This is a genomic window from Rahnella selenatireducens, assembly GCF_046449555.1.
In the GTDB taxonomy this organism is placed as follows: domain Bacteria; phylum Pseudomonadota; class Gammaproteobacteria; order Enterobacterales; family Enterobacteriaceae; genus Rahnella; species Rahnella selenatireducens.
Genome location: NZ_JBKEZJ010000015.1, coordinates 1 through 26,896 on the forward strand (window position 1 = coordinate 1; position 26,896 = coordinate 26,896).

Annotated in this window: 27 protein-coding genes; 14 read left to right on the plus strand and 13 right to left on the minus strand. The window is 51.5% G+C overall.

Features of this window, described 5'->3' with window-relative positions:
• Positions 1-47: 47 nt before the first annotated feature.
• Positions 48-287 (minus strand): septal ring assembly protein ZapB, encoded by a 240-nt coding sequence (gene zapB / locus ACLBVC_RS20500; RefSeq protein WP_013577585.1) that lies wholly within the window; start codon positions 285-287, stop codon positions 48-50.
• Between the two features lie 589 nt (positions 288-876).
• Between zapB and ACLBVC_RS20505 the strand changes: the two genes are divergently transcribed.
• The 3 genes from ACLBVC_RS20505 to glpX all read left to right on the plus strand — a co-directional run bounded on the left by ACLBVC_RS20505 (position 877) and on the right by glpX (position 4,448).
• A complete protein-coding gene (locus ACLBVC_RS20505) occupies positions 877-1,725 on the plus strand; it encodes an MIP/aquaporin family protein (protein ID WP_152325022.1) in 849 nt (282 codons plus the stop codon).
• 45 nt (positions 1,726-1,770) lie between these two features.
• Entirely contained in the window at positions 1,771-3,294 is a 1,524-nt protein-coding gene (glpK, locus tag ACLBVC_RS20510; RefSeq protein WP_152325021.1) for a glycerol kinase GlpK, read from the plus strand.
• Between the two features lie 143 nt (positions 3,295-3,437).
• Positions 3,438-4,448: a class II fructose-bisphosphatase gene (gene glpX, locus ACLBVC_RS20515; RefSeq protein ID WP_195816148.1), complete on the plus strand. Its 1,011-nt coding sequence runs from the start codon at positions 3,438-3,440 to the stop codon at positions 4,446-4,448.
• Positions 4,449-4,505: 57 nt separating this feature from the next.
• Here the strand turns inward: glpX and emrD are convergent, their stop codons facing one another.
• Positions 4,506-5,699 (minus strand): multidrug efflux MFS transporter EmrD, encoded by a 1,194-nt coding sequence (gene emrD, locus ACLBVC_RS20520; protein ID WP_410151159.1) that lies wholly within the window; start codon positions 5,697-5,699, stop codon positions 4,506-4,508.
• Between the two features lie 308 nt (positions 5,700-6,007).
• Between emrD and fpr the strand changes: the two genes are divergently transcribed.
• Entirely contained in the window at positions 6,008-6,754 is a 747-nt protein-coding gene (gene fpr / locus ACLBVC_RS20525) for a ferredoxin--NADP(+) reductase (RefSeq protein WP_410151160.1), read from the plus strand.
• 7 nt (positions 6,755-6,761) lie between these two features.
• Here the strand turns inward: fpr and ACLBVC_RS20530 are convergent, their stop codons facing one another.
• Positions 6,762-7,190 carry a DUF805 domain-containing protein gene (locus tag ACLBVC_RS20530; protein WP_410151161.1) on the minus strand — a complete coding sequence of 143 codons (429 nt, stop codon included), beginning with the start codon at positions 7,188-7,190 and terminating at the stop codon, positions 6,762-6,764.
• Between the two features lie 157 nt (positions 7,191-7,347).
• Here ACLBVC_RS20530 and ACLBVC_RS20535 point away from each other — a divergent pair, with 157 nt between their 5' ends.
• Both ACLBVC_RS20535 and tpiA read left to right on the plus strand, forming a co-directional pair.
• The gene (locus ACLBVC_RS20535) at positions 7,348-7,953 is read left to right on the plus strand and encodes a DUF1454 family protein (protein WP_410151162.1); all 606 of its coding nucleotides are present in this window, start codon (positions 7,348-7,350) and stop codon (positions 7,951-7,953) included.
• A 126-nt stretch (positions 7,954-8,079) separates the two neighbouring features.
• Complete coding sequence (tpiA, locus tag ACLBVC_RS20540) at positions 8,080-8,847, plus strand: triose-phosphate isomerase (protein ID WP_104923984.1); 768 nt, start codon at positions 8,080-8,082, stop codon at positions 8,845-8,847.
• A 64-nt stretch (positions 8,848-8,911) separates the two neighbouring features.
• On the opposite strand, the gene ACLBVC_RS20545 is transcribed toward tpiA, so the two are convergent.
• From ACLBVC_RS20545 to cpxP, 3 genes are all read right to left on the minus strand, one after another.
• The gene (locus ACLBVC_RS20545) at positions 8,912-9,901 is read right to left on the minus strand and encodes a sulfate ABC transporter substrate-binding protein (protein WP_104924834.1); all 990 of its coding nucleotides are present in this window, start codon (positions 9,899-9,901) and stop codon (positions 8,912-8,914) included.
• 194 nt (positions 9,902-10,095) lie between these two features.
• Positions 10,096-11,082, minus strand: a complete 987-nt coding sequence (pfkA, locus tag ACLBVC_RS20550) for a 6-phosphofructokinase (protein ID WP_152325016.1) — start codon at positions 11,080-11,082, stop codon at positions 10,096-10,098.
• A gap of 346 nt (positions 11,083-11,428) precedes the next feature.
• Complete coding sequence (gene cpxP / locus ACLBVC_RS20555; RefSeq protein ID WP_410151163.1) at positions 11,429-11,938, minus strand: cell-envelope stress modulator CpxP; 510 nt, start codon at positions 11,936-11,938, stop codon at positions 11,429-11,431.
• A 151-nt stretch (positions 11,939-12,089) separates the two neighbouring features.
• Here cpxP and cpxR point away from each other — a divergent pair, with 151 nt between their 5' ends.
• Genes cpxR through trmL form a run of 3 tightly spaced genes read left to right on the plus strand, consistent with a single transcriptional unit; the run spans position 12,090 to position 14,669 of the window.
• Positions 12,090-12,791 carry an envelope stress response regulator transcription factor CpxR gene (cpxR, locus tag ACLBVC_RS20560; protein WP_120133127.1) on the plus strand — a complete coding sequence of 234 codons (702 nt, stop codon included), beginning with the start codon at positions 12,090-12,092 and terminating at the stop codon, positions 12,789-12,791.
• A complete protein-coding gene (cpxA, locus tag ACLBVC_RS20565; protein ID WP_101079902.1) occupies positions 12,788-14,158 on the plus strand; it encodes an envelope stress sensor histidine kinase CpxA in 1,371 nt (456 codons plus the stop codon). The genes cpxR and cpxA overlap by 4 nt, the downstream gene beginning before the upstream one ends.
• Positions 14,159-14,195: 37 nt before the next feature.
• A complete protein-coding gene (gene trmL, locus ACLBVC_RS20570; protein ID WP_195825782.1) occupies positions 14,196-14,669 on the plus strand; it encodes a tRNA (uridine(34)/cytosine(34)/5-carboxymethylaminomethyluridine(34)-2'-O)-methyltransferase TrmL in 474 nt (157 codons plus the stop codon).
• Positions 14,670-14,727: 58 nt separating this feature from the next.
• On the opposite strand, the gene cysE is transcribed toward trmL, so the two are convergent.
• The 5 genes from cysE to ACLBVC_RS20595 form a co-directional block, all read right to left on the minus strand.
• Positions 14,728-15,549: a serine O-acetyltransferase gene (gene cysE / locus ACLBVC_RS20575; protein WP_101079904.1), complete on the minus strand. Its 822-nt coding sequence runs from the start codon at positions 15,547-15,549 to the stop codon at positions 14,728-14,730.
• An 88-nt stretch (positions 15,550-15,637) separates the two neighbouring features.
• The gene (gpsA, locus tag ACLBVC_RS20580) at positions 15,638-16,657 is read right to left on the minus strand and encodes an NAD(P)H-dependent glycerol-3-phosphate dehydrogenase (RefSeq protein WP_410151164.1); all 1,020 of its coding nucleotides are present in this window, start codon (positions 16,655-16,657) and stop codon (positions 15,638-15,640) included.
• Positions 16,657-17,127, minus strand: a complete 471-nt coding sequence (gene secB, locus ACLBVC_RS20585) for a protein-export chaperone SecB (protein ID WP_410151165.1) — start codon at positions 17,125-17,127, stop codon at positions 16,657-16,659. The genes gpsA and secB overlap by 1 nt, the downstream gene beginning before the upstream one ends.
• Positions 17,128-17,191: 64 nt before the next feature.
• Entirely contained in the window at positions 17,192-17,443 is a 252-nt protein-coding gene (gene grxC, locus ACLBVC_RS20590) for a glutaredoxin 3 (RefSeq protein ID WP_101079906.1), read from the minus strand.
• Positions 17,444-17,496: 53 nt separating this feature from the next.
• Positions 17,497-17,928 (minus strand): rhodanese-like domain-containing protein, encoded by a 432-nt coding sequence (locus ACLBVC_RS20595; protein WP_104923978.1) that lies wholly within the window; start codon positions 17,926-17,928, stop codon positions 17,497-17,499.
• 305 nt (positions 17,929-18,233) lie between these two features.
• On the opposite strand from ACLBVC_RS20595, the gene gpmM reads away from it, so the two are divergent.
• The 5 genes from gpmM (at position 18,234) to ACLBVC_RS20620 (ending at position 24,494) form a co-directional block, all read left to right on the plus strand.
• Positions 18,234-19,778: a 2,3-bisphosphoglycerate-independent phosphoglycerate mutase gene (gpmM, locus tag ACLBVC_RS20600; protein ID WP_410151166.1), complete on the plus strand. Its 1,545-nt coding sequence runs from the start codon at positions 18,234-18,236 to the stop codon at positions 19,776-19,778.
• 172 nt (positions 19,779-19,950) lie between these two features.
• Entirely contained in the window at positions 19,951-21,216 is a 1,266-nt protein-coding gene (envC, locus tag ACLBVC_RS20605; RefSeq protein WP_410151209.1) for a murein hydrolase activator EnvC, read from the plus strand.
• 2 nt (positions 21,217-21,218) lie between these two features.
• Positions 21,219-22,151 (plus strand): divergent polysaccharide deacetylase family protein, encoded by a 933-nt coding sequence (locus tag ACLBVC_RS20610; RefSeq protein ID WP_410151167.1) that lies wholly within the window; start codon positions 21,219-21,221, stop codon positions 22,149-22,151.
• Positions 22,152-22,338: 187 nt separating this feature from the next.
• Positions 22,339-23,562, plus strand: a complete 1,224-nt coding sequence (locus ACLBVC_RS20615; RefSeq protein WP_410151168.1) for a glycosyltransferase — start codon at positions 22,339-22,341, stop codon at positions 23,560-23,562.
• 2 nt (positions 23,563-23,564) lie between these two features.
• The gene (locus ACLBVC_RS20620; protein ID WP_410151169.1) at positions 23,565-24,494 is read left to right on the plus strand and encodes a hypothetical protein; all 930 of its coding nucleotides are present in this window, start codon (positions 23,565-23,567) and stop codon (positions 24,492-24,494) included.
• Positions 24,495-24,552: 58 nt separating this feature from the next.
• Here the strand turns inward: ACLBVC_RS20620 and tdh are convergent, their stop codons facing one another.
• Together tdh and kbl are read right to left on the minus strand one after the other, a co-directional pair.
• Complete coding sequence (gene tdh, locus ACLBVC_RS20625) at positions 24,553-25,575, minus strand: L-threonine 3-dehydrogenase (protein ID WP_410151170.1); 1,023 nt, start codon at positions 25,573-25,575, stop codon at positions 24,553-24,555.
• Between the two features lie 9 nt (positions 25,576-25,584).
• Positions 25,585-26,781 (minus strand): glycine C-acetyltransferase, encoded by a 1,197-nt coding sequence (gene kbl, locus ACLBVC_RS20630; protein WP_410151171.1) that lies wholly within the window; start codon positions 26,779-26,781, stop codon positions 25,585-25,587.
• Between the last annotated feature and the right edge of the window lie 115 nt (positions 26,782-26,896).

Sequence of the window (26,896 nt, forward strand, 5' to 3'; positions counted from 1 at the left end):
CAAAAAAGGACGCCGTGGCGTCCTTTTTTATTTTCAGGCCGAAGTCATCAGACTTCTTCCATTTTTCCCAGTAATGCGCGCAGACGATCCTGCCACACGTGCTGTTCTTCTTTCAGCTGTGCATTTTCACGCACCAGCGATTCATGATTACCACTCGCCTGCTGAACTTCCTGAGACAGAGTATTGTTTTGTTCTTTCAGTTCTTCGATTTCCATCTGCAAAAGAGTAATGGTATCGATCGCTTGCTGAACTTTAGCTTCTAATTTCTCAAATACTTCAAATGACATTTTTCGGTCCCCTTATGTTCGCAAGGCGCACATCTTAAGTTCTGCCACATCATCCGGACACGGCTCAAGAATTCCTGCACTCCGTCGATTTTGATAACGAATTCAAACCAAATCCGGGTCTGAATTACGCCAAAGTCTTGTAAAACCAGCGGGTGTCTTACCGGGTGATTGTATGTAGCCAGCTTTGCCCTGTCTAGCAAGAACCCCTTCCTGCACGCAGTCTGTTGCAATTTTACTGCGCCGGGTATCAGGAAATGCTTAAAAAGCAGCGTCACTCACCAGAAATCCCCGTTAATACCGAATAACCTTATCCGGCCTGTTGTGATGTTCGTTTCACCCGACGCAGCCCGAAAATTGTTAAATCGTGGCCTTTTTGCCGCGCGTGATGGCCTGAGAATACGCGAAATCGCTCATTTTTATGACACGACACACAAAATTTGATTTCGCTATTTCTCGTTTATGCTCGTTAACGATAAATTCACATTACGTTCTCATTTAATGATGAACGTCAAAATCCGATTACGTTCACGTACGACATAACAGAAAAACTATAACCAATCATTAACATCATCCTTAGCAGGATCAAACTATGAGCCAAACCATGAGTTCCACATTAAAAGGTCAGTGCATCGCTGAGTTTCTGGGTACCGGGCTTATCATTTTCTTCGGTGCAGGCTGTGTTGCTGCATTGAAGCTTGCCGGAGCATCCTTTGGCCAGTGGGAAATCAGTATCGTCTGGGGTTTCGGTGTGGCCATGGCCATTTACCTGACGGCGGCGATCTCAGGCGCACACCTGAACCCGGCTGTCACCGTCGCGCTATGTTTGTTTGCAAACTTTGAAGGACGCAAAGTTCTGCCTTACATCATCGCGCAGGTCGCAGGCGCCTTCTGTGCCGCCGCGCTGGTTTACGGCCTTTACTACAATCTGTTTTACGATTTCGAGCAAACTCACAATATGGTACGCGGCAGCGTAGACAGTCTGAGCCTTGCCGGTATCTTCTCGACGTATCCGAACCCGCACATCAGCGTATTGCAGGCGTTCCTGGTGGAAACCGTGATCACCGCCGTTCTGATGTCGCTGATCCTCGGCCTGACTGATGACGGCAACGGCCTGCCGCGCGGCCCGCTGGCTCCGCTGCTGATCGGTATTCTGATTGCAGTTATCGGCGCATCCATGGGACCACTGACCGGATTCGCACTGAACCCGGCGCGTGATTTCGGACCAAAACTGTTCGCTTACTTCGCAGGCTGGGGCAAAGTGGCCTTCACCGGCGCCCGAGATATCCCTTACTTCCTGGTACCGATTTTTGGCCCACTGCTGGGTGCGTGTCTGGGTGCGGTCGGCTATAAGGCATTGATTAGTCGTCATCTGCCACACCAGATTAACGAAACTGCTGCTGACAAAGCGTCACAGCCAACCAAACAGCGCAAGGCCTGATCGGCTAAACTGTTCCACAGCTTACTCATTTGCAGGATGAAAATTATGTCAGCAGATACGACTCACGAAAAAAAATACATTGTCGCACTCGATCAGGGTACGACCAGCTCACGCGCAGTAGTGCTGGATCACGATGCCAACATCATCAGCGTTTCGCAGCGTGAATTTACCCAGATCTACCCTAAATCTGGCTGGGTTGAGCATGATCCGATGGAAATCTGGTCATCCCAAAGCTCGGTACTGGTTGAAGTGCTGGCCAAAGCCGACATCAATTCCGATCAGATTGCCGGTATCGGTATCACCAACCAGCGTGAAACCACCATCGTGTGGGAAAAAGAAACTGGCAAACCGATTTATAATGCGATTGTGTGGCAATGCCGTCGTACTGCTGATATCTGCGAAAAGCTGAAAAAAGACGGGATGGAAGAGTACATCCGTCACAACACCGGCCTGGTAGTTGACCCGTACTTCTCCGGCACCAAGCTGAAGTGGATCCTCGATAACGTCGAAGGCTCCCGTGAACGTGCAAAGCGCGGCGAACTGCTGTTCGGGACTGTGGATACCTGGCTGGTCTGGAAAATGACTCAGGGACGCGTTCACGTGACGGATTACACCAACGCATCACGTACCATGCTGTTCAACATCCGTGATTTGAAGTGGGATGAACGCATGCTCGAAGCACTGGATATTCCGCGTGAAATGCTGCCGGAAGTCCGTCCTTCCTCAGAAATTTACGGCCAGACCAACATTGGTGGTAAAGGCGGTACGCGTATTCCAATCGCCGGTATTGCGGGTGACCAGCAGGCGGCGCTTTACGGCCAACTGTGCGTGCAACCTGGCATGGCGAAAAACACCTACGGCACCGGCTGCTTCCTGCTGATGAACACCGGTACTGAAGTTGTTGCATCGAAAAATGGTCTGCTGACCACCATCGCCTGTGGCCCACGTGGCGAAGTAAACTACGCGCTGGAAGGTGCCGTATTCGTCGGTGGCGCATCTATTCAGTGGCTGCGTGATGAGCTGAAGCTGATCAGCGATGCGACTGACTCCGAATATTTTGCGATGAAAGTGAAAGACACTAACGGCGTTTACGTAGTGCCTGCTTTCACCGGCCTCGGCGCACCTTACTGGGATCCGTATGCCCGTGGCGCAATCTTCGGTCTGAGCCGTGGTGCGAACAGCAACCACATCATCCGCGCAACGCTGGAGTCTATTGCTTATCAAACCCGCGACGTACTGGATGCCATGCAAGCCGATTCCGGTGCCCGTCTGCAATCCTTACGCGTAGACGGCGGCGCAGTCGCCAACAACTTCCTGATGCAATTCCAGTCCGATATTTTGGGTACCCGCGTTGAGCGTCCTGAAGTGCTGGAAGTTACCGCGCTGGGTTCTGCTTTCCTCGCAGGTCTGGCCGTCGGTTTCTGGAACGATCTGGAAGAAGTTCGCAGCAAAGCCACTATCGAACGTGAATTCCGCCCAAGTATTGAAACGACGGAACGTAATGTCCGCTATAAAGGCTGGCAGAAAGCGGTGGCACGCGTTCGTTCGTGGGAAGATCACGACGAATAATCCCGTCAGTTTTACGCCAACATCTTTTATGAAACTCCCCATCCGGGGAGTTTTTTTATGCGTCCTTCCCACTGTGCTAAAATCTGGGGCACAGATGAGCCTTGCCTCACCGAACTCTTTCTTTTCTTCCAACAGGTTTTCCAATGAAACGTGAATTAGCAATCGAGTTCTCCCGCGTGACCGAAGCTGCCGCGCTCGCCGGTTATAAATGGCTGGGCCGTGGGGATAAAAACCTCGCCGATAACGCCGCCGTGCAGTCCATGCGCATCATGCTTAATAAAGTCGATATCGACGGCACGATTGTGATTGGCGAAGGTGAAATCGATGAAGCGCCGATGCTGTATATCGGCGAAAAAGTCGGTACCGGTAACGGCGACGCTGTCGATATCGCGGTGGATCCGATTGAAGGCACGCGCATGACCGCCATGGGTCAGTCCAACGCGCTGGCTGTGCTGGCGGTGGGTGATCAGGGTTCTTTCCTCAACGCCCCTGACATGTACATGGAGAAAATCGCCGTCGGTCCTGGCGCAAAAGGCGCGATTAATCTGAACCTGACGCTGGCAGAAAATCTGGCGAATATTGCCAAAGCGCTGAACAAACCGCTGACCGAACTGACCGTCGCCGTGCTGGCAAAACCGCGTCATGACGACGCAATCCGTGAAATGCTGGCCGCCGGTGTCCGCGTCTTTGCGTTCCCGGACGGCGACGTCGCAGCAACCATTCTGACCTGCATGCCGGAAAGTGAAGTTGATGTGCTCTACGGAATTGGCGGCGCGCCTGAAGGCGTGATTTCTGCGGCCGTTATCCGCGCGCTGGATGGCGATATGCAGGGGCGATTACTGGCGCGTCATGACGTCAAAGGGGATACGCCGGAAAACCGCCGGATTGGCGAAGAAGAGCTGGCGCGCTGTAAAGCGATGGGGATTGAAGCCGGGAAAGTGCTGTTGCTCGATGATATGGCGCGCAACGACAACGTGATTTTCTCCGCAACCGGGATTACCAAAGGCGATCTGCTGGAAGGCATCAGCCGTCAGGGAAATATGGCGACGACCGAAACACTGCTGATTCGTGGCAAATCCCGCACCATCCGCCGCATCCGTTCGACGCATTATCTCGACCGCAAAGACGCCGCGCTGCACGAATTCATTATCTGATCCACGGCATTCCGGTCATCAAAAAGGCAGGGGGTTTTACGCCCTGCTTTTCTCAATTCAGACTACATGACCTTCATGCTGACTGCGGTTCGACATCGGCCACCAGCACAACAAAATCAGTACGGCCATCGCAAACATCAGCAGGCCAAGACTGAACTGACCGGTTTGCGGCAACATTGCTGACATCCACGCCACCAGCCCGGATCCCATATTCTGCAAACCGCCCACCAGCGCCCCTGCCGCACCCGCCAGATACGGGAAAGGCTCCATCGCGCCAGTCGTCGCCAGCGGGAATAACATACCCGCGCCGAAGAAGAACAAAGACGCAGGCACGATCAGCGTCCAGATATTCATGATACCCAGCCAGCCCGGGAGCCACATCAAGAGCCCCGCCAGCAGACAGCTGATGACCGAATGCCACATCAGTTGCTGGAAACTTTTCTCCGTGCGCCCGGCATACCAGGCACCAAAGAATGCGGCAGGGATCGGCAGGATAAACAGAATGCTGACCATTACGCCGCTCAGCCCCAACACGCCGCCCATCAGCACGCCACAGCTGGCTTCAAAGACCGCCACGCCCGCCAGCGCCCCCACCAGCATCACCAGATAACGGCTGAAATTGGCGTCTGCCAGCAACAAACGCAGGCTGCTAAGCATTTTGCGCGGCGGGTGGTCAGCGGTAAATTCCGGGCGGGTTTCCGGCAACCAGCGGTACATCGAAAACGCGACGCCCGCACATAGAATCAGCAGAAAACCGAAACTCGCCCGCCAGCCTAACCACGCGGCCAGCGCACCACCAATAACCGGTGCTAACAGTGGGCTGACCAGAATCCCCATGTTCAGCAAACTGTTGGCGTGGCGCAAAGCCCCGCCGCTGTATAAGTCACGTGGCATAGTTCTCGCCATCACGCCCGCTACGCCGGTGCCCAGCCCCTGCACGGCGCTGGCGGCAATCAGCATATTCAGACTTGACGACATCATCGCGCCCGCCGCACCCATCAGAAAAATCATCAGACCGGTGAGGATCACCGGTTTGCGCCCCACGTTGTCGGACAACGGGCCGTAAATCAGCTGCGAGCCGCCGTAGGTCAGCAAATAAGCGGCCATAACGCGCTGCACTGCCCCCGGTTTGACGGCCAGACTGGTCGCCATATCCGCGATGTTCGGCACATAAATGGTCTGCGCCATCTGACCGACCGCCACCAGCAATATCAGCATCACAAGCAGGTGAATATTTTCCAGATTTTTCATTTTTCAGTTCGTTATCAGATGGAGTAGGAAAAGTGCAGAACAAATAACCAGCAAAACCGCCGATAATACGGCGGCGCATAAGTTAACAAATTCAGATAAATAAGCGAGGGGTGCGGCAAACTCTCCTGTTATTTTGCTGGCAGCGGCAGGAGCCAGATCTGTAACGCAGACTGTACAGAAATCGATACCGGCTAACGGCTGCAGAACAGGCTGATAACATTTAACCGATAAGGGATCCGAAAAATTTGAAATAAAATCAGCGCATAAATTCGCTATGCATGACGAAATCAGAAACGACGGGAGTTTTTATGGCTGATTGGGTGACGGGAAAAATCAAAAAAGTTGAGCACTGGACGGACAATTTGTTCAGCATCACGGTCAATGCGCCAGTCGACTCTTTTACCGCAGGCCAATTTGCCAAACTCTCTCTGGAAATCGACGGCGAGCGGGTTCAGCGTGCGTATTCCTACGTCAATCCGCCTTCCTGCGCGGATCTGGAGTTTTATCTGGTCAACGTGCCGGAAGGAAAACTCAGCCCGCACCTGCACGTGATGCAGCCCGGTGATGAAATTCATGTCACCAAAGAAGCCGCCGGTTTTTTCGTTATTGATGAAGTCCCCGGGTGCGACACCCTGTGGATGCTGGCAACCGGCACCGCTATCGGGCCTTATCTTTCGATTTTGCAGGAAGGAATTGGTCTTGAGCGTTTTAAAAATATCGTTCTGGTCCACGCTGCGCGCTTTGCCGCCGATCTTAGCTATTTACCTCTGATGCAGAAATTACAGCGCAGTTATGAGGGCAAACTGCACATTCAGACCGTCGTCAGCCGTGAGGAAATTTCAGGCTCGCTGACCGGGCGTGTTCCGGCGCTGATTGAAAACGGCACGCTTGAAGGGGCTGTCGGCCTGAAGATTAACGCGGACGACAGTCACATCATGCTTTGCGGGAACCCGCAGATGGTTCGCGATACCCAGCAGGTTCTGAAAGACTTGCACGGCATGCGTAAACATCTCAAACGCAAACCGGGCCATATGACCAGCGAGCACTACTGGTAAGCGTGATTTATGCGGATTTAAATTTGACGTCTTCCGGTTCCGGGCCAAAACGATTTGTGCCCGGCGTACCAACAAAGGCACCGCAGTCGATAATCAGCATGATGAAAATCACCGAAGGCGCCAGCCGTCCTAATACCCAGCTCCACGTCTGCGGCATCGCCGCCGCCCAGTTTCCGGCCACCAGCATCCACGCCAGCACAAACAACAATGCCCACCAGGCCGACTTATTGCGGTCATGTAACCTTTTTACCAGCACCGCCGCCGTTGGCCACAACAGAACGACCAGCGCGAAACCGGCTGTCTGATAGGTAATCCAAAGCTGTGCGGCAAAGAAGAAATCTGCAGCCATCAGCGCCAGCCAGCTGATCATCCAGAGCCAAAAATCGCGGCGGCTCAGGCGGCCGTTAAAAGAAAACAGTGCGTGCTGTAACGTCATTGACCGTCGGTTCCCTAAAAACAATGAGAGGAAAATGTTAAAACAGGGCGAGTGTACCTGATGCACCGTGGCCGGGAGAATCTTTACGCACTCCTTTTGACATTGCCCCCCGATCACCGCTTTAATCGTTCTGTTGAAACAAAATAAGAAACGCCCTATGACTGTTGCAAAATCGATTTTACAACTGGCTTTGCCCGTATTGCTGATACTCGCGGGCCAGAGCACTGCCTTTGCCGATCCGCCGACGGACCATTCCGGCGCAGAAGAAATGCCGAAAGCCCCCTATCTTCTGGCAGGCGCACCGACGTTTGAAACTACGCTGATTAATTTTCGCGCCAAATACAACGAAGCCAATCCGACCCAGCAGATTGGTGAATTCCGCGCGATCAGTGAGCCCGCCAACAGCTCGCTGACCCGCGCAGCCAGCAAAATTAACGAAAATCTTTATGCCTCAACCGCACTGGAAAAAGGCACCGGCAAAATCAAAACGCTGCAAATTACCTATTTGCCGATTCAGGGCCCTGAAGAAAAAGCGGCCCGCACGCTGGCTGTCCGCTATATGGCCAATCTGATGCGTCAGTTTGATGCCACCCTTTCGTCAGAGCAAAGTGTGGCAAAAGTGACATCCTTGATTGAAAAAGGGAAAGGACAGCAATTCTATAAACAGGAAGTTGGGGCGGTGCGTTTTGTGATTTCAGACAATGGCGAAAAAGGCCTGACGTTTGCCGTTGAGCCGGTAAAACTGGCGCTGGCCGAGCCCTGAGATGACGGTTTTAATGACAAAAAGCAAAGCCTTTATGGTCAATGATCTCTATACTGTTGCACAGGTAATCTGCTCGTTTGGCAGAAATTTTAATCGACACTCGCGTCCCCTTTTGGAGGAAAAAACATGCGACATCCATTAGTGATGGGTAACTGGAAGCTTAACGGCAGCACCCACATGGTTAACGAACTGATTGCTGCTCTGCGCACCGAGCTGAGCACCGTTGTAGGTTGTGGCGTTGCAATTGCTCCACCAGAAGTTTACCTGTCACAGGCTAAACACGCTCTGGCCGGCAGCCGTATCGCGCTGGGTGCTCAGAACGTTGACGCTAACCTGTCTGGCGCATTCACCGGTGAAATCTCTGCCGATATGCTGAAAGATATCGGTGCAAAATACATCATCATCGGTCACTCAGAACGCCGCACTTACCACAAAGAAAGCGACGAATTCATTGCTAAGAAATTTGGCGTACTGAAAGAAGCGGGTCTGATCCCTGTTCTGTGCATCGGTGAAACTGAAGCAGAAAACGAAGCCGGTAAAACTGAAGCCGTTTGCGCTAAGCAACTGGACGCCGTTCTGAACACTCTGGGCGCGAAAGCATTCGAAGGCGCAGTGATCGCTTACGAACCAGTCTGGGCTATCGGTACTGGCAAATCAGCGACCCCAGCTCAGGCTCAGGCAGTTCACAAATTCATCCGTGACCACATCGCTAAACAAGATGCTGCTGTTGCTGAACAAGTTATCATCCAGTACGGCGGTTCTGTGAACGCTGCTAATGCTGCTGAACTGTTCACTCAACCAGACATCGATGGCGCACTGGTTGGCGGCGCATCACTGAAAGCTGACGCTTTCGCCGTGATCGTTAAAGCTGCTGCAGAAGCAAAACAAGCGTAAGTCTGTTTCTTTTGAGCGCAAAAAACCCCGGCATGCCGGGGTTTTTTATTTCCTGAATGCAGGATTAACGTTTGCTGATTTGGTCGAAAATCCCGTCAGTCGCGAAGTGATCTTTCTGTGCCTGAGCCCAGGTTCCTGCCACATCGCCAATAGTGAACAGTTTCAGTTTAGGGAATTCAGCATCGAATTTTTTCTCAACAACCGGATCACGCGGACGATAGTAGTTTTCAGCCGCAATAGTCTGGCCTTCCGGTGAATACAGATACTTCAGATAGGCTTCCGCCACGGTGCGGGTATCACGCTTATCAACCACTTTATCCACTACAGAAACTGTTGGCTCTGCCAGAATCGATTCGCTTGGCGTTACGATCTCAAATTTGTCTTTGCCGACTTCTTTGGTTGCCAACAGAGCTTCGTTTTCCCAGGCAATCAACACATCACCAATACCGCGTTCCACAAAGGTATTTGTCGCGCCGCGGGCACCGGAATCCAGCACCTCCACGTTTTTATACAGCGCTTTCACAAAATCCTGAGCTTTTGCTTTGTCATTGTTGTTGTGATGCAGGGCATAGCCCCACGCAGCCAGATAGTTCCAGCGCGCGCCGCCTGATGTTTTAGGATTCGGGGTGATAACCGACACGCCCGGTTTGATCAAATCATTCCAGTCGTGAATTTGTTTCGGGTTGCCTTTGCGTACCAGGAATACGATGGTCGACGTGTAAGGAGCAGAATTGTCTGGCAGACGGGTGATCCAGTTTTTATCAATACGACCGCGTTCAGCGATAGCATCCACATCATACGCCAGGGCGAGGGTCACGACATCGGCTTCAATACCGTTAATGACAGACGTTGCCTGCTTGCCTGAACCGCCGTGTGACTGACGAACGGTCACGGTATCACCGGTTTTACCCTGCCAGTATTTGCTGAACGCTTTATTGTATTGTTCATAAAGCTCACGGGTTGGATCGTACGACACGTTCAGAATCTGAATGTCTTTGGCAATCGCCCCGGTTGCTACCAACAGTAATGCCAGACCTGCACCCCATTTACGCATACGCATCGCACTCTCTCCCAAAAATAGTTTTTATGGATTTCATTAATTTGATCGGATGAACAGAGCGTGCCAGAGAAAAAGAAAACAACTAAAGAATAAAAGGTTTTTTTCTATTACCTTTTGGAATAACCAGAAACAGGTCGAAAAAAAACCTCCCGTGAAAGAGGTTCTTATATTCAGGCAAGAAGCTGTTATTAGAACAGTTTTTTAGCAGTGTCGTACCAGTCTTCTTTAAACTTACTTTTCTTGTTCTCAGGAGAGATACACACAGAGATCAGTTCGTGAACCATTTTCTCATTTTGAACACCGACGCAGTAACCGCCTTTGCCGTAGTCACGACCTTCTTCCATCAGCAGGTCTACCGCGTAAGCACCCATGCGGGACGCTAAAATACGGTCATAAGCAACCGGTGCGCCACCACGCTGGATGTGACCCAGTACGGTGCCACGGGTTTCACGGCAGGTTTCTTTCTCGATGTATTTAGCCAGCTCATCGATATCATCTAACTTTTCAGTGATGGCGACGATAGCGTGCTTTTTACCTTTCGCGATACCGGCTTTGATTTCAGCAACCAGATCATCACGTTTGAATTCAACTTCAGGGATAGCGATAAATTCGCAACCACCGGCAATTGCCGCAGCCAGGGTCAAATCGCCGCAGTAACGGCCCATCACTTCAACGATAGAGATACGCTGATGTGAAGAAGAGGTGTCACGCAGACGGTCGATAGCTTCAACCACAGTCCCCAGAGCAGTGAAGAAACCGATGGTGTAGTCAGTACCGGCAACGTCGTTGTCGATGGTGCCTGGCAGGCCGATACAACGAATGCCACCTTCTTTGGTCAGCAGGTCAGCACCGGCATAAGAACCGTCGCCGCCGATAACGACGAGGCCGTCGATACCACGATCTTTCAGGTTTTGCAGGGCAACTTTACGCATGTCCGGATCGCGGAATTCAGGGAAACGCGCTGAACCAAGGAAAGTACCGCCACGGTTGATCATGTCTGAAACGCTGTAGCGGTCGAGTTCTCGCATGCGATTTTCGTACATGCCGAGATAGCCATCTTCAATACCGAAAACTTCCAAACCTGCGGATAACGCCGAACGCACAACGCCACGGATCGCAGCGTTCATGCCCGGGGCATCGCCACCGCTTGTCAGTACACCAATTTTTTTGATCATGACTACCTCTGAACTTGTAGATGCAATTTCTTAAGAATCTTGAGCCTGCCTGTTGGACGGATTTAACTTATGCAGCCAAAGGGCTTATTAGCGTTTAAGCCTATAGTATAACAAAACACCGTAGCTGAATTGATTCAAGTCAGCAAGAACACGCATACAACGCTCTGTACATCGCAATTTACTGATTCATACGGCTTTTACAAGATATTTCCGGTTGGTTACGCGCAGATTTCCATCTTGTTAATTTCCGGTTTTGTGAAACATTTCCAAATTGCGGACAAAAAAAACCCCACCTTTCGGTGGGGGAAGACAGGGATGGTGTCTATGGCAAGGAAAAACAGGGATCTTACTCGGTCGTGCTGGTACTACTCGTCTTCTGGGCAGAAGGGGTTTGTAAGCCAGAAAGCTGTGCCTGCATTTCTTTCATGCGTTGCTCGTGCTTCTGGTTTAGTACGTTTTTTTGCGCAGGAGTCAGAAGATTAAACATCTGATTGCGGATGCGAGCCATTTCTACCTGGCGGTCCACTTGTTCCTGAGCCATTAATTCGGCTTGGGCCCTTACAGCGGGCTGATCAAATTTTTCAGCAGTCACCAGCCTGTGCATAGTTTCCACTTGTTCTACATTTACATGAGGCAAATCTTTACGAGCCTGATGCATTAGGTCGCGCATTTGTTGGCGCTGTTGCTCTGTCAGATTCACACCGTCAAACAGTGTGTTGCGTTCCTGAGGCTTATCCAACAACGTGCTATCATGTTCTGCTGGCATCGCCGACACTGGTTTTGCGCCATCTGCTAAAACGACACCTGAACTCAGCGTCAGAAGCGTGGCCAAACCCATTGAAGCTGCCTTAAACATCACATACTCCTAAAGTCTTTATCACTCATCGCGAATCATTGAAAAGCAGTCTAAACCTGCTGCTGCAAACAAGCGTCAGTGCTTGTAAAAGTACGTAAAGTCATGGAATAGCGGCAATTGATGACGTATTTTGCGTCTAGAGGTAAATACAATGAATAAAATTTTGTTAGTTGATGATGACCGTGAACTGACTTCACTTTTGAAAGAATTGCTCGAAATGGAAGGCTTTAATGTCGTAGTTGCTTACGACGGTGAGCAGGCATTAGAGAAAGTCGATAATACCATCGACCTTTTGCTGCTCGACGTGATGATGCCGAAAAAAAACGGCATTGAAACCCTTAAAGAATTACGCCAGCGCCACCAGACGCCGGTGATTATGCTGACTGCCCGTGGCAGTGAATTAGACCGCGTTCTCGGCCTCGAACTGGGTGCCGATGACTATCTGCCTAAACCGTTTAACGACCGTGAACTGGTTGCGCGTATCCGCGCCATGTTGCGCCGTTCCAACTGGAGCGAACAGCAGCAAACCAATGAAAACAATGGCTCGCCAACGCTGGAAGTTGACGGGTTGCAACTTAACCCCGGCCGCCAGGAAGCCAGTTTTAACGGTGAAGCGCTGGATCTAACCGGGACTGAATTTACCCTGCTGTATTTACTGGCAAAACATCTCGGACAGGTCGTTTCACGCGAACATCTGAGCCAGGAAGTACTGGGTAAACGTCTGACGCCGTTTGACCGTGCCATCGATATGCATATTTCTAATTTGCGCCGTAAATTGCCCGACCGTCAGGACGGACATCCGTGGTTTAAAACCTTGCGCGGACGCGGTTATCTGATGGTTTCTGCTTCATGATAAACAGCCTTACGGCACGTATTTTTGCCATTTTTTGGTTCACATTAGCGCTGGTGCTGATGTTGGTATTGATGGTGCCGAAACTCGATTCTCGCCAGATTACGCCGTTGCTCGATAACGAACAGCGGCAAGGCCTGATGATTGAACAACATGTCGAAGCCGAACTCGCCACCGATCCGGCTAATGACCTGATGTGGTGGCGCAGGTTGTTCCGCGCGATCGATAAGTGGGCTCCGCCGGGCCAGCGCCTGTTGCTGGTCACGAGCGAAGGCCGCGTCATCGGTGCGCAGCGCAATGAAATGCAGATTGTGCGTAACTTCATCGGGCAGTCTGATAACTCAGATCGTCCGAAGAAAAAGAAATATGGCCGCGTTGAAATGGTGGGGCCATTTTCTGTTCGTGACGGCGAGGACAACTATCAGCTTTACCTGATGCGTCCGGCCAGCAGCTCTCAGTCTGATTTTATCAATCTGATGTTTGACCGGCCGCTTCTACTGCTCATCGTTACAATGCTAATCAGCGCCCCGCTTCTGCTCTGGCTGGCATGGAGTCTGGCGAAACCTGCACGTAAGTTGAAAAACGCCGCAGATGACGTCGCACGGGGAAATCTCAAACAACACCCTGAGCTCGAATCCGGACCGCAGGAATTCCTCGCGACCGGCGCCAGTTTCAACCAGATGGTCAGCGCACTCGAGCGCATGGTGACCGCGCAGCAACGGCTGATTTCGGATATCTCACATGAACTCCGGACGCCGCTGACGCGCCTTCAGCTGGCAACCGCGCTGATGCGTCGTCGCCACGGTGAAGGCAAAGAGTTGCAGCGCATCGAGAATGAGGCGCAGCGTCTGGATGGCATGATCAATGACCTGCTGGTGCTATCGCGCAGTCAGCACAAAAATGAGCTGTCGCGGGAAACCCTTAAGGCCAACGAATTGTGGGCTGGCGTGATTGATGATGCGCAGTTTGAAGCTGAGCAGATGGGCAAAACCCTTGAGGTGACATCGCCTCCAGGCCCGTGGAAACTCATCGGTAATGCGGCTGCGCTCGACAGCGCGCTGGAAAATATTGTGCGTAACGCCCTGCGTTATTCACATCATCACATCGCGCTAAACTTCGCTCACGACAACGAAGGTATCACCATAACCGTGGATGACGACGGCCCCGGCGTCAGTGAAGAAGATCGCGAACAGATTTTCCGTCCGTTCTACCGGACTGATGAAGCACGCGATCGTGAATCTGGCGGCACTGGTCTCGGACTGGCGATTGTGGATACCGCCGTTCAACAGCACAGAGGCAAGGTTAAAGCCGAAGACAGCCCGCTGGGTGGCCTTCGCCTGATTATCTGGCTACCGCTGCACCAGCGTTGAGTTTCTGCTATTCTGCGTCCCTCTATCAGGGGGACGCATGCTTAACATCGTTTTATTTGAACCAGAAATCCCGCCAAATACCGGCAATATTATCCGTTTGTGTGCCAACACCGGATGTCAGCTTCACCTCATCGAACCCCTGGGTTTCGGCTGGGACGATAAACGCCTGCGCCGTGCCGGGCTCGATTATCACGAATTCGCTCACATCAAGCATCACGCAAACTACGACGCTTTTCTCAGCAGCGAAAATCCGCAGCGCTTGTTCGCCTTGACCACCAAAGGCACGCCCGCTCACAGCGGCGTAAGCTATCAGGATAATGATTTCCTGCTGTTTGGCCCGGAAACGCGCGGCCTGCCCGCCACAATCCTGGATGCGCTCCCTGCCAGGCATAAAATTCGTATTCCGATGCTAGCAGAAAGCCGCAGCATGAACTTGTCGAATGCTGTTTCTGTCGTGGTTTACGAGGCCTGGCGCCAGCTGGGATATCCGGGTGCTTTACTCAAAGAGTAAACCGGGAGAGAAAAATGAAGTGAACGATGGCATGCAAAAACATGCCATCGGAAATCTGTCAGATACCGTCGCCGAATTCAAAACCCTGCGCAATACCGTTGAAATGCTGATCCATATCCATTGAAGGTCGTTCGCTTTCTGGCCGCCCAACGATGCGTGCAGGAACGCCTGCTGCCGTGGTGTGAGCAGGAACAGATTGCAATACCACAGAACCCGCCCCGATTTTTGCCCCTGCACCAACTTCAATATTGCCGAGGATTTTAGCGCCCGCGCCAATCATTACGCCTTCACGAATTTTCGGATGGCGGTCGCCGACCGTTTTGCCCGTACCCCCGAGCGTGACCGATTGAAGAATCGATACATCGTTTTCAACCACGGCGGTTTCACCGATGACAATCCCGGTGGCATGGTCAAACATGATCCCGCAACCAATGCGCGCCGCCGGGTGAATATCAACACCGAAGGAGACAGAAATCTGATTCTGGAAATAAATCGCCAGCGCTTTGCGATCCTGCTTCCACAGCCAGTTGCCGATGCGGTAAGCCTGAAGCGCATGAAAACCCTTGAGGTAAAGCAATGGCGTGGAGAATTTGTCGACCGCCGCATCACGCTGATGCACTGCCAGAATATCGCGGGCAGCAGAAAGGATCATTTGCTCGTCGTTGCGGTAAGCTTCTTCGACCACTTCACGAATCGCCATCGCCGGCATGATAGGGTTGCCCAGCTTGTTAGCCAGAATGTAGCTCAGCGCGCTGCCCAGCGTTTCATGTTTGAGTAACGTCGCGTGGAAAAAGCTGGCCAGCATCGGTTCACACTCAGCCAGTGCTCTCGCCTCTGATTTAATGTTATTCCAGACCAGTTCTAATTCTTCTAGCGACATCACTTTTCCTTACGACTTAGCAGGTTTTGATAATAAAAAGCCGCCCTGTCGGGAAACCCAACAAGGTGGCTATGCTTCATGTCGCCTTTCAGTGGCTGTGTTTTTCGTCCTTGCTCGCACGGGCCAGCAGACTGATGGCCGCTTCACGGGCATCTTTACCGCAGTACAACACCTGGTAAATCTGCTCCGTAATAGGCATCTCAACGTTATTACGCTGAGCCAGCGCCCGTACTTCTTTCGTGTTGCGATAGCCTTCAACAACCTGACCGATAGTGTCCTGAGCAGTCTGAACATCTTTGCCCTGCCCCAGCATAATGCCGAAACGACGGTTACGTGACTGGTTGTCTGTGCAGGTTAACACCAAATCGCCCAGCCCCGCCATGCCCATAAATGTCGCAGGATCAGCACCCAATGCGGAGCCCAGACGGGTCATTTCGGCCAGACCACGAGTGATCAGCGCAGTTCGGGCATTCGCACCGAAGCCAATCCCATCGGACATACCAGCACCAATGGCGATAACGTTTTTAATCGCGCCACCCAACTGCACACCGATGAAATCAGGATTGCTGTAAACCCGGAAACTTTTACCGCAATGCAGCAACTGCTGAAGGTCTTCCGCAAAGCTCGCATCGGTGGCTGCCAGCGAAATCGCTGTCGGCATACCCGCGGCCAGCTCTTTGGCAAACGTCGGCCCGGAAACCACGGCTAACGGAATGGCATCACCCAGCTCTTCACGCGCGACATCCTGCAACAGACGTCCGGTTTCCGCCTCAAGCCCTTTCGTCGCCCACACTACGCGCGCATCTGCCCGCAAATGCGGTTTCAGCTGACGCAGGACGTCTCCAAATACGTGGCTCGGCACAACTACCAGCACATTACGGCTGGCGGCCAAGGCGACGGACAGATCGGTTTCGAGCAGCAGGTTATCGGGGAACGGAACATCAGGAAGGAATTCCTGATTACAACGGGCTTGTTGCAACGCATTGATGTGATTGGGATTATGTCCCCAAAGCACAACAGGGTGGCCATTTCTGGCAAGAGTAATCGCTAAAGCGGTGCCGTAAGATCCGGCACCGATAACAGTCATTGACGCATTGACGGTTTTCATCAGGCATCCTGATGCGGTTCAGCACCTTCGCCTTCAGCTTGCTGTTGCAGATAGTTCATGAACAGTGCGTCGAAGTTAACAGGTGCCAGGTTCAGTTGCGGGAAGGTACCGCGTGAAACCAGGCTGGTGATGCACTCACGCGCATACGGGAACAGAATGTTCGGGCAGTATGCACCCAGGCAGTGTGCCAACTGGTTGCCATCAATACCGGAGATAGTGAAGATACCACCCTGTTGAACTTCGCACAGGAATGCAGTTTCGTCACCCAGTGAAGAAGTTACGGTCACACGCAAGACGACTTCATATACGCCTTCAGCCAGCTGGCTGGAAGCGGTATCAAGATCCAGTTTCACTTCCGGCTGCCAGTCCTGCTGGAAAACCTGAGGAGCATTTGGCGCTTCGAAAGAAATATCTTTGGTGTAGATGCGTTGGATCTGGAAAGCCATCTCGGTGTTGTTTTGTTCTGACATGTGAGTAGTACCCTCGAGTTAATAGTCCTTTTAAACACTTAATGAAAATGCGCAGCTACCGGCATTAACCCAATAAAGGGTCAAGGCCGCCACGCGCATCAAGTGCATGTAAATCATCGCAACCGCCCACGTGCTGTCCGTCGATAAAAATCTGAGGAACAGTTGAACGACCGCTGCGGGCGATCATTTTTTCACGCGTATCTGCGTCACCATCAATAGCGATTTCATCAAATGAAGCGCCTTTGCTATTGAGCAGGGCTTTCGCACGATGGCAGTAAGGACAGGTTGCCTTGGTATAGATTTCAATTTTAGCCATGGGTTCCACCTCTGAGTCGTAGATTTTAGTGCCGTTGCGACAGGGTCTGAATCTTACTTACCGCGTGCTAAAGGCAGGTTTTCACCGCTCCAGCCGCTGATACCTTCTTTTAACGTGAAAACACGTTCGAAACCTGCTGCGATCAGGCCTTCTGCCGCCGTGCGGGAAGTCTGGCCGGTGGCGCAAACAACGATAACGGGTTGCGCTTTATGCTTGCTCAGTTCGCCCAGGTTATTGTTTTTAATGTCTGCACTCAGCACATTTTGGGATTCGGCGATGTGGCCTTTGCGGAATTCTTCACGCGCCCGAACATCGACAACAACGGCATCTTCTTTGTTGATCAGGCGGGTCGCTTCGCCACGCGTAATCTCTTTCACTTTAGAAAAACGTGTTTTAAAGGTGGTCACAATTACTGCAATCAGTAACGCAACCCACGCCAGGCTGAGAACCGGATGCGCACTGATGAATGGCATAATATCTTGCATGGGGTGTAGCAACTCCCGTCAGTTGGGGGAAAATTCAAGGCTTCAGAGTATACCTGCGCGTCGGCGCAAATACAGCCAGTATGCGCGGGCTAATGCCACAAACTGCGGCACATCCCGAAAAATTAACACGCCTTTATGCCGAAAGTTAACGCCCGCCGCACTCCATCTTTGATCTCCCACGGCTATTCCCCTTTCTGCGCTGGGGTAAAATCAGCCCGCTTAAATGCACTTAGCCACGCCTGTTTATACATATCGAGCTGGCGAGCCTATTGAGCATTTCATCTTTCAAATTGAGGTCAATTGACATGTCGAGCAATAAAAAACCGATGGTTCTGGTTATTCTTGATGGCTACGGATTTCGCGAAGAACAACAAGATAACGCGATTCTGAATGCAAAAACCCCGGTCATGGATAAGCTGTGGGCGACTCAGCCTCACACCCTGATTGCTGCATCAGGCCTTGATGTCGGTCTGCCTGATGGCCAGATGGGCAACTCCGAAGTGGGCCACGTGAATTTAGGCGCGGGGCGTATCGTTTATCAGGATCTCACCCGCCTGGATAAAGAAATCAAAGAAGGCGATTTCTTTAATAATAGCGTACTCACCGGCGCGGTTGATCGCGCAATCAGCGCGGGCAAAGCGGTTCACATTATGGGTCTGCTGTCAGCGGGTGGCGTTCATAGCCACGAAGACCACATCATGGCGATGGTCGAACTGGCTCACCGCCGTGGCGCGAAAGCCATTTATCTGCACGTCTTCCTGGATGGCCGCGACACGCCTCCGCGCAGCGCTGAAGCCGCATTAAAACGTTTCTCTGAGAAGTTTGCAGAAATCGGCACTGGCCGCATCGCGTCTATCGTCGGACGTTATTACTCAATGGATCGCGACAACCGCTGGGATCGCGTGAAACTGGCTTATGACCTGATGTCTCAGGCTAAAGGCGCATTCACGGCGGATAACGCATTGGCAGGCTTGCAAGCCGCCTACGCCCGCGACGAAAATGATGAGTTCGTGAAACCAACCGTATTGCAGGCTTCCGGAGAAGAAACGGCCGCAATTAATGACGGCGATGCGATGATCTTCATGAATTTCCGTGCCGACCGTGCGCGTGAAATTACCCGTGCCTTCATCAGCACCGACTTCGACGGCTTTGCCCGCGAAAAAGTCATCAACTTCGGCGATTTCATCATGCTGACTGAATACGCCGCTGATATCAAAGCAGCTTGCGCGTATCCGCCTGCATCACTGAAAAATACGCTGGGCGAATGGCTGATGGCGCATAAGAAAACTCAGCTTCGCATCTCCGAAACTGAGAAATATGCGCACGTGACCTTCTTCTTCAACGGCGGAATGGAAGATCCGTTTGAAGGCGAAGACCGCATTCTGGTGAAATCGCCAAATGTCGCGACTTATGATTTGCAACCGGAAATGAGCTCCGCAGAATTGACCGAGAAACTGCTGGCCGCAATTGCCAGCGGAAAATATGACACGATCATCTGTAACTACCCGAACGGCGACATGGTTGGCCATACCGGCGTTTATGACGCTGCCGTCAACGCGGTAGAAGCGCTGGATCAATGTGTTGCTCAGGTTGTGGATGCGGTTAAAGCTGTCGGCGGGCAACTGCTGATCACCGCCGATCACGGTAACGCAGAGCAAATGCGTGACCCGGCGACCGGTCAGGCGCACACCGCACATACCAGCCTGCCGGTTCCGCTGATTTATGTGGGCGGCAATGCGCAGGCAATCGAAGGCGGGAAATTGTCTGATATTGCGCCGACCATGCTCTCCCTGATGGGAATGGAAATCCCGGCCGAAATGAGCGGCAAACCGCTGTTTATTGCGCGCTAATTTCCGTTAAAAAAGCGAATTTAAGGCGTATCAGCACTGGCTGGTGCGCCTTTTTTGTTTGTGCATCAGCCGGTTGATTAGTGTTACGATAAGCTAAGGGACAGCCATATTGTCTATCATCCACGGTCGACAAGCGGAAAAAAGTTTGAGCAAATTCATTCATTTCAGCCTGATGAGAACCCGCCTTTCCGCTCAGGACAAGGCCGTATCTGCCTTCCCATCTCCAGCCTTATTACTTTGCGCTTCATTGTTAACTCTCTCCGTGAGTGTGCACGCTGACGAAAACAAAGATCAGCTCAAAACCATTCAGCAGAACATTGCGGAAAAAGAGAAGAGCGTAAAACAGCAGAAACAACAACGGGGAACGTTGTTGCAACAGTTGCAAGTGCAGGAAAAAACCATCGCCTCGGCCAGCACTCAGTTACGCGGAACGCAGTCAACACTGGCGACGCTGAATAAAGATATCGCCGGGCTAAATGCCTCTATCGATAAACTGCAAAAACAACAGAAAACGCAGGAAGCCATTCTTGCAAAGCAGCTGGATGCGGCATTCCGTATCGGCCAGCACAAAGGCCTGCAACTGCTGTTAAGCGGTGAAGAGACCGAACGCAGCGAACGCATCATGGCCTATTTTGGCTATCTGAATGAAGCCCGCCAGAAAACCATCGAAGAACTTAAACAAACGCGTACCAAACTGGCAGAGCAGCGGGTTTCCCTGCAGTCGAAAGAGACCCAGCAAAAAAGCCTGTTAGGCGAGCAGCAAACGCAGCAACAAAAACTTGAGCAGGCCCGTTCGGCACGAAAACAAACGCTGACGGCGCTGGAATCCTCGTTGCAAAAAGATGAGCAAAGTCTGACAGAGTTGCGCGCCAACGAAGCCAGTTTGCAGAATAAAATTGCCGCAGCTGAACGTGCAGCAAAAGCCCGTGCAGAGAAGGAAGCGCGCGAAGCCGCCGCCGTCCGGGCGAAAGAGCAGCAGGCGAAGAAAACCGGCACCACTTATAAACCGACCCAAAGTGAGCAATCACTGATGGCGCGTACCGGCGGTCTGGGAAGACCATCCGGCCAGAATATGTGGCCGGTTAACGGTTCGTTGATACACCGTTTCGGCGAACAGCTTCAGGGTGAACTACGCTGGAAAGGTATTGTTATTTCAGCCAGAGAAGGCAGCGACGTCCGGGCAATTGCCGACGGTCGCGTCATTCTGGCTGACTGGTTACAAGGATACGGGCTGGTTGTGGTTATCGATCACGGCAGAGGTGATATGAGTCTGTACGGGTACAACCAGGATGCGTTAGTCAGTGTTGGCGATCAGGTCAGAACCGGCCAGGCCATTGCTAAAGTTGGAAACAGCGGCGGACAGGGCCAGCCATCGCTGTATTTTGAAATTCGTCGTCAGGGTCAGGCAGTTAATCCACAGCCGTGGTTGGGAAGATAGCATTGCGATATAAAAAGTCCGTTTTAGCTGCCCTTTGTGGTACTGCGTTATTCGTTTGCCAGGCTCAGGCAGCGAAGTTATCCATCCTGATTGATGACTTTGGTTATCGCCAGCATGAGGAAAACCAGGTACTCCAGATGCCAAAAGCGGTATCCGTAGCGATTTTCCCCAATGCGCCAGATTCGCAGATGATGATGAACAAGGCCCATCAGCAGGGACGTGAAATCCTGATCCACCTGCCGATGGCACCGCTGAGTAAGCAACCGCTGGAAAAAAATACGCTGACGCCGTCCATGAGTGCATCTGAAGTGAAGCACATTGTCGATCAGGCTATCAGTAATATCCCTTACGCCATCGGTATCAATAACCATATGGGCAGCGCCATGACCTCCAGCCTGTCTGGCATGGAAAACGTTATGCAGGCCATGAACGCCCATAACCTGTTCTTCCTCGACAGCATGACGATCGGCAATACTCAGTCGGTCAAAGCCGCGCAGGGTACCCGAGTGAAAGTCATCAAGCGCAATGTCTTTTTAGATGATGTGCAGAACGAAGCTGAAATCCGCCGCCAGTTCGAGCGCGCAATTCAGTTAGCCCGCAAAAATGGTTATGCCATTGCCATCGGCCACCCGCACCCGACGACGGTAAAAGTGCTGCAACAAATGCTGCCAAATTTACCGTCAGATATTGTGCTGGTGCGCCCAAGTGATTTGTTAGATGAAGCCCAGCGCAGCGCGCTTTCGGGCAAACCGTTGAATATCCCGCCGGCCAAACCATCACGCAAAGGCATCAGCCTGTGCCGGATCAAACATCCTGTACCGCCAGTTTATGCCGGCAGCTTGTTTACCGTCGTGGGAGAAAGCCTGCAATCGCTGCCTGCCGTTCAGTTCGTAGAACGGCAATATGGGGTTTGGGTCGGACTCTTCAAAAAATAGGCGTTCGCCAGATTAATTAGCTTTCAGATTACAAGCATAGGCCAGATGGATAGTTCTTAAAGAATCATTCAATATATTGAATATAAAGATTTTAATGAACATATCAAAGAGGTAGAGCTTATAGAGTTTGCCTCCTATAATAGGGGCCGCGAAATATACCATTCAGACTGAGCAGGAGCACTCACCGATGGGGCAAGATCGATTTAAAATTCTGCTGCTGGATAGCGGCAAAGAATGGGGAGGCGGAACTAACAGCATGTTAGAACTGCTGAAAAGAATCGATCGCGATAAATTCGAAATCAGTTGCTGCTTCTACAACGATTACGCCCGTGACAACGGAGAAACCATCGGCCAGATATTAAACTCATTAAATGTGCCGGTGTTTTTTATTCCTCAGGCAAAGCAGCCGACATGGGCAAAAATCAGCAAAGAAGTTTTAAGAACGCTGTTTTTCTTCAGTAGCAACTTACGTCAAAAAGCCATTTACGCTGTCGATAAAATCTGGCGAATTAACCCTAATATTCGAAAAATCCACTCCCTGCTTGAACTCGGTCAGTTTGATATTTTATATATGAATAATCAGCCAAGCTCTAATGTGGAAGGCTATTATTCTACTGACGGTTTACCGACACAGATTGTCCAACATTGTCGCATTGAGCCTGTTCTTAGCCGGGATGTTGTACGTATTGTGAACAAATTCTGCCACAGCATAATTTCGGTTTCCCAGGGTGTACAGGAACAACTGCTCAGGCGCGGCGTTCGCAAAGAATTATGCTTTACCGTCTTCAATGGGATTGATATCAACCAGCCTTTGCCAGATGGGAAAAATATCCGTGAGACGCTCGGAACGACCGAAGAAACTTTCGTCTTTGGCAGCATCGGCTCACTGATCAACCGTAAAGCACATCAGTTCACTTTGCTGGCACTGGATAAATTTAACCGCACGTTCCCTGAAGCAAAATGGAAGATGGTTTTTGTCGGCGAGGGTCCCAATCTTCGAAAGCTGATCCAACAGGCATCAACCCTGAACATTCTGGATAAAGTCGTCTTTACAGGTTTTCAGCGCAATGCACTGGAATATCTGGCAGCTTTCGATACCTTCATTTTGGGTTCCAAAAGCGAAGGTTTACCACGGGTCGTTTTAGAGTCAATGTTACTCAAAACACCGGTTATTGGCTCAAATGTCACCGGCACCGCTGAGCTCGTTAAAAATGCAGAAACGGGCATGCTCTTCGAATATGGCGATATTGAGATGCTCTTCAACCATATGAAAACCCTGTATCTGAACGAGCACCTGAGAAATGAAATTGCGCAACAGGCAAACTCTATGGTTCGTGAAAGGTTTGCTATTGAAAAATATGTCTCTGGTGTTGAAACCGTTTTAAGCAGCGTAAATAAGCAACAAGGCTGAAAATGTTCAAATTTCTAAACTCAAAATATCGCCATATTCTTTCACGTCATAACCTGCCATATGCAGAAACCTTGACAGCTGGAATGCCTGAGAAGACGGTGACATCTGTTGTAATCCCGTCAGCGGGTGCCGACTATATTGAAGAAGCCTGCCTGTGTGCAGAATTTGCCGACAAATTTGCCACCGAATTAGTGGAAATCGTGATTGTGACCGATCAGGACGCCAGTCAGTTCCGGCCGCTACCTGCTAAGGTTCGTATCGTGACGCTAAATCCGGAAACGAAGCCCGGTGATTATCGCTACAAGCAAATCTATCTCAGCCGAATGATCAAACTCATGGCACCTTTGCAGGCCAGAACCGACGGTATTTTGATGATCGACTCCGATCTTAATCTGCTTAAAATGCCGGAAATTCAGCTACAGGATAATCATATTTACTCCAGTTTCCGTCAGGGGAAAATGATTGCAAAACTTGATGGTTGCGACCCGGAAACCATCCCGGCCTATTATAAAAATAGTGTGCGCCCCTATATCGTAGACCATGTTAACGGGGCATTTTTAGCGGCAACACGTAAAACCTGGGAGCGCTTATCTCCACTGTGGATTATGTTTTTCAGAGATACCTGGAACATTCTGCCGGATAACCAGCCACCGACAGATCAGCTGCCACTGGCCGCTATGCTTGATACTCTCGATATAAAAACCGTCAATCTTGGCGACTGGATGAACTGGCCAGTCTCAAAGAAAATTGGCGGCACGCCGTCTGTTATTCCGAAAGAAGTGATTGGTGCTCACGGCGGATTCCCGCTGTCCGAATGGCAAAAATACCTCGAATCACCGGCTAACGAACTGTTATTTAAAGGACAGGATTACACGCGTAAAGTCCGCTATCTGACAGATGCAGAGAAGAAGGCTGCCGACACGGCAGGGTAATCGCTCAGAAAAAGCCCGTGAATATCACGGGCAAGATTTGTTTTGAATGGCGTCAGTACTACCAGTCCAAAATCACTTTTCCTGAGTGGCCGGACCGCATTGCATCGAAACCTTTCTGGAAATCATCAATAGGGAAATGATGCGTAATCAGCGGTGTCAGGTCTAAACCTGACTGGATCAGCGCAGCCATTTTGTACCAGGTTTCAAACATTTCCCGGCCATAAATCCCTTTGATGAACAACCCCTTGAAGATGACCTGATTCCAGTCGATAGCCATTTCGGTCGACGGAATACCCAACATCGCAATGCGGCCGCCGTGGTTCATGGCATTGAGCATGCTGCGAAACGCCGCCGGAGCGCCGGACATTTCGAGTCCCACGTCAAAACCTTCGGTCATGCCAAGCTCTTCCATGACGTCCTGCAAACTTTGCTGGCTGACATTCACCGCACGGGTTACGCCCATTTTACGGGCCAGCCCCAGACGATATTCATTCATGTCCGTGATCACCACATGGCGGGCGCCCACATGTTTGCAAATTGCCGCCGCCATAATGCCAATCGGGCCTGCACCGCTGATCAGGACATCTTCCCCGACCAGATCAAACGATAATGCGGTATGCACAGCGTTGCCTAAAGGGTCGAAAATGGCCGCAAGATCGTCGGAAATGTTGTCCGGAATTTTAAAAGCATTAAAGGCAGGCAGAACCAGATATTCCGCAAAAGCGCCTGGACGGTTAACGCCCACGCCTTGTGCATTTCGGCATAAATGCGTGCGACCACCCCGGCAGTTGCGGCAATGGCCACAGGTAATGTGTCCTTCACCTGAAACCCGGTCGCCAAGGCTAAAGCCCTTAACCTCCTGACCAATCCCCACGACTTCGCCGACATATTCATGCCCGACCACCATCGGTACCGGAATGGTTTTTTGCGACCACGCATCCCAGTTATAAATGTGTACATCCGTTCCGCAGATGGCGGTTTTACGGATTTTGATCAGCAAATCGTTATGTCCCAGCTCCGGCACCGGCGCGTCGGTCATCCAGATGCCTTCTTCACGTTTCAGTTTTGCTAAGGCTTTCACAGACACTCCTCAGGCGATCACGCCAAGTTTTTTGCCAATCTGGGTGAAGGCGCTGACCGCCTTTTCGATTTGTTCCGTGCTGTGCGCAGCCGACATTTGTGTGCGGATTCGCGCCTGCCCTTTTGGCACCACGGGATAGAAGAAGCCGGTGACATAAATGCCTTCCTGTTGAAGCAACGCGGCAAATTCCTGTGCCAACCGCGCTTCGCCGAGCATCACGGGAATAATGGCGTGATCGGCACCGGCCAGCGTGAAGCCGGCAGCGGTCATTTTTGCACGGAAGAGTTTGGTATTGCGCAGCAGCTTTTCACGCAGATCGCTGCCGGCTTCCAGCATCGAGAGGACTTTCAGGGAAGCGGAGACAATCGAAGGAGCCAGAGAGTTTGAGAACAGATAAGGACGCGAGCGCTGACGTAACCAGTCAATCACTTCCTGACGCGCGGCGGTATATCCGCCGGACGCGCCGCCCAGCGCTTTGCCGAGTGTTCCAGTGATGATATCCACGCGGCCCATGACGTCACAATATTCGTGCGTTCCGCGCCCTTCCGCGCCAACAAAACCGACGGCATGGGAATCATCCACCATGACCAGGGCATCAAAACGCTCCGCCAGATCACAAACGCCTTTCAGATTGGCAATGACGCCATCCATCGAAAACACGCCGTCTGTCGCCACGAGAATGTGACGAGCGCCGTCCTTTTTCGCCTGCTCCAGACAAGCTTCAAGTTCGGCCATACTGTTATTGGCATAGCGATAACGTTTAGCCTTACAAAGGCGAACCCCATCAATAATTGACGCGTGATTCAGTGCATCAGAAATAATGGCGTCTTCTTCCGTCAGCAGGGTTTCGAATAATCCGCCGTTGGCATCAAAGCAGGAGGAATACAAAATGGCGTCGTCCATTCCCAGATAATCTGCCAGGCGATGTTCGAGTTCTTTATGAGTGTCTTGCGTTCCGCAAATGAAACGTACTGATGCCATGCCAAAACCGTGGCTGTCGAGCCCTGCTTTGGCGGCCTGAATTAATTCCGGATGGTTTGCCAACCCGAGATAGTTATTCGCGCAAAAATTGATGACCGGCTTGCCGCCTGCGACGGACACTTCGGACTGCTGAGGTGTGGTCAGAATGCGTTCTTCTTTAAACAGCCCTTCTGCACGTGCCTGGTCAAGCTGATCTTCTAACTGGCGATAAAACGAAACAGACATACAGTATTCTCCTGAAATGACTCATTCACGGAATACCTTACTAACCTGCCTGCGAAAGAACGATGGAACAGCTCACAATATCTTAGTTTTGCAGCATAGTTCACGCCTTACCACC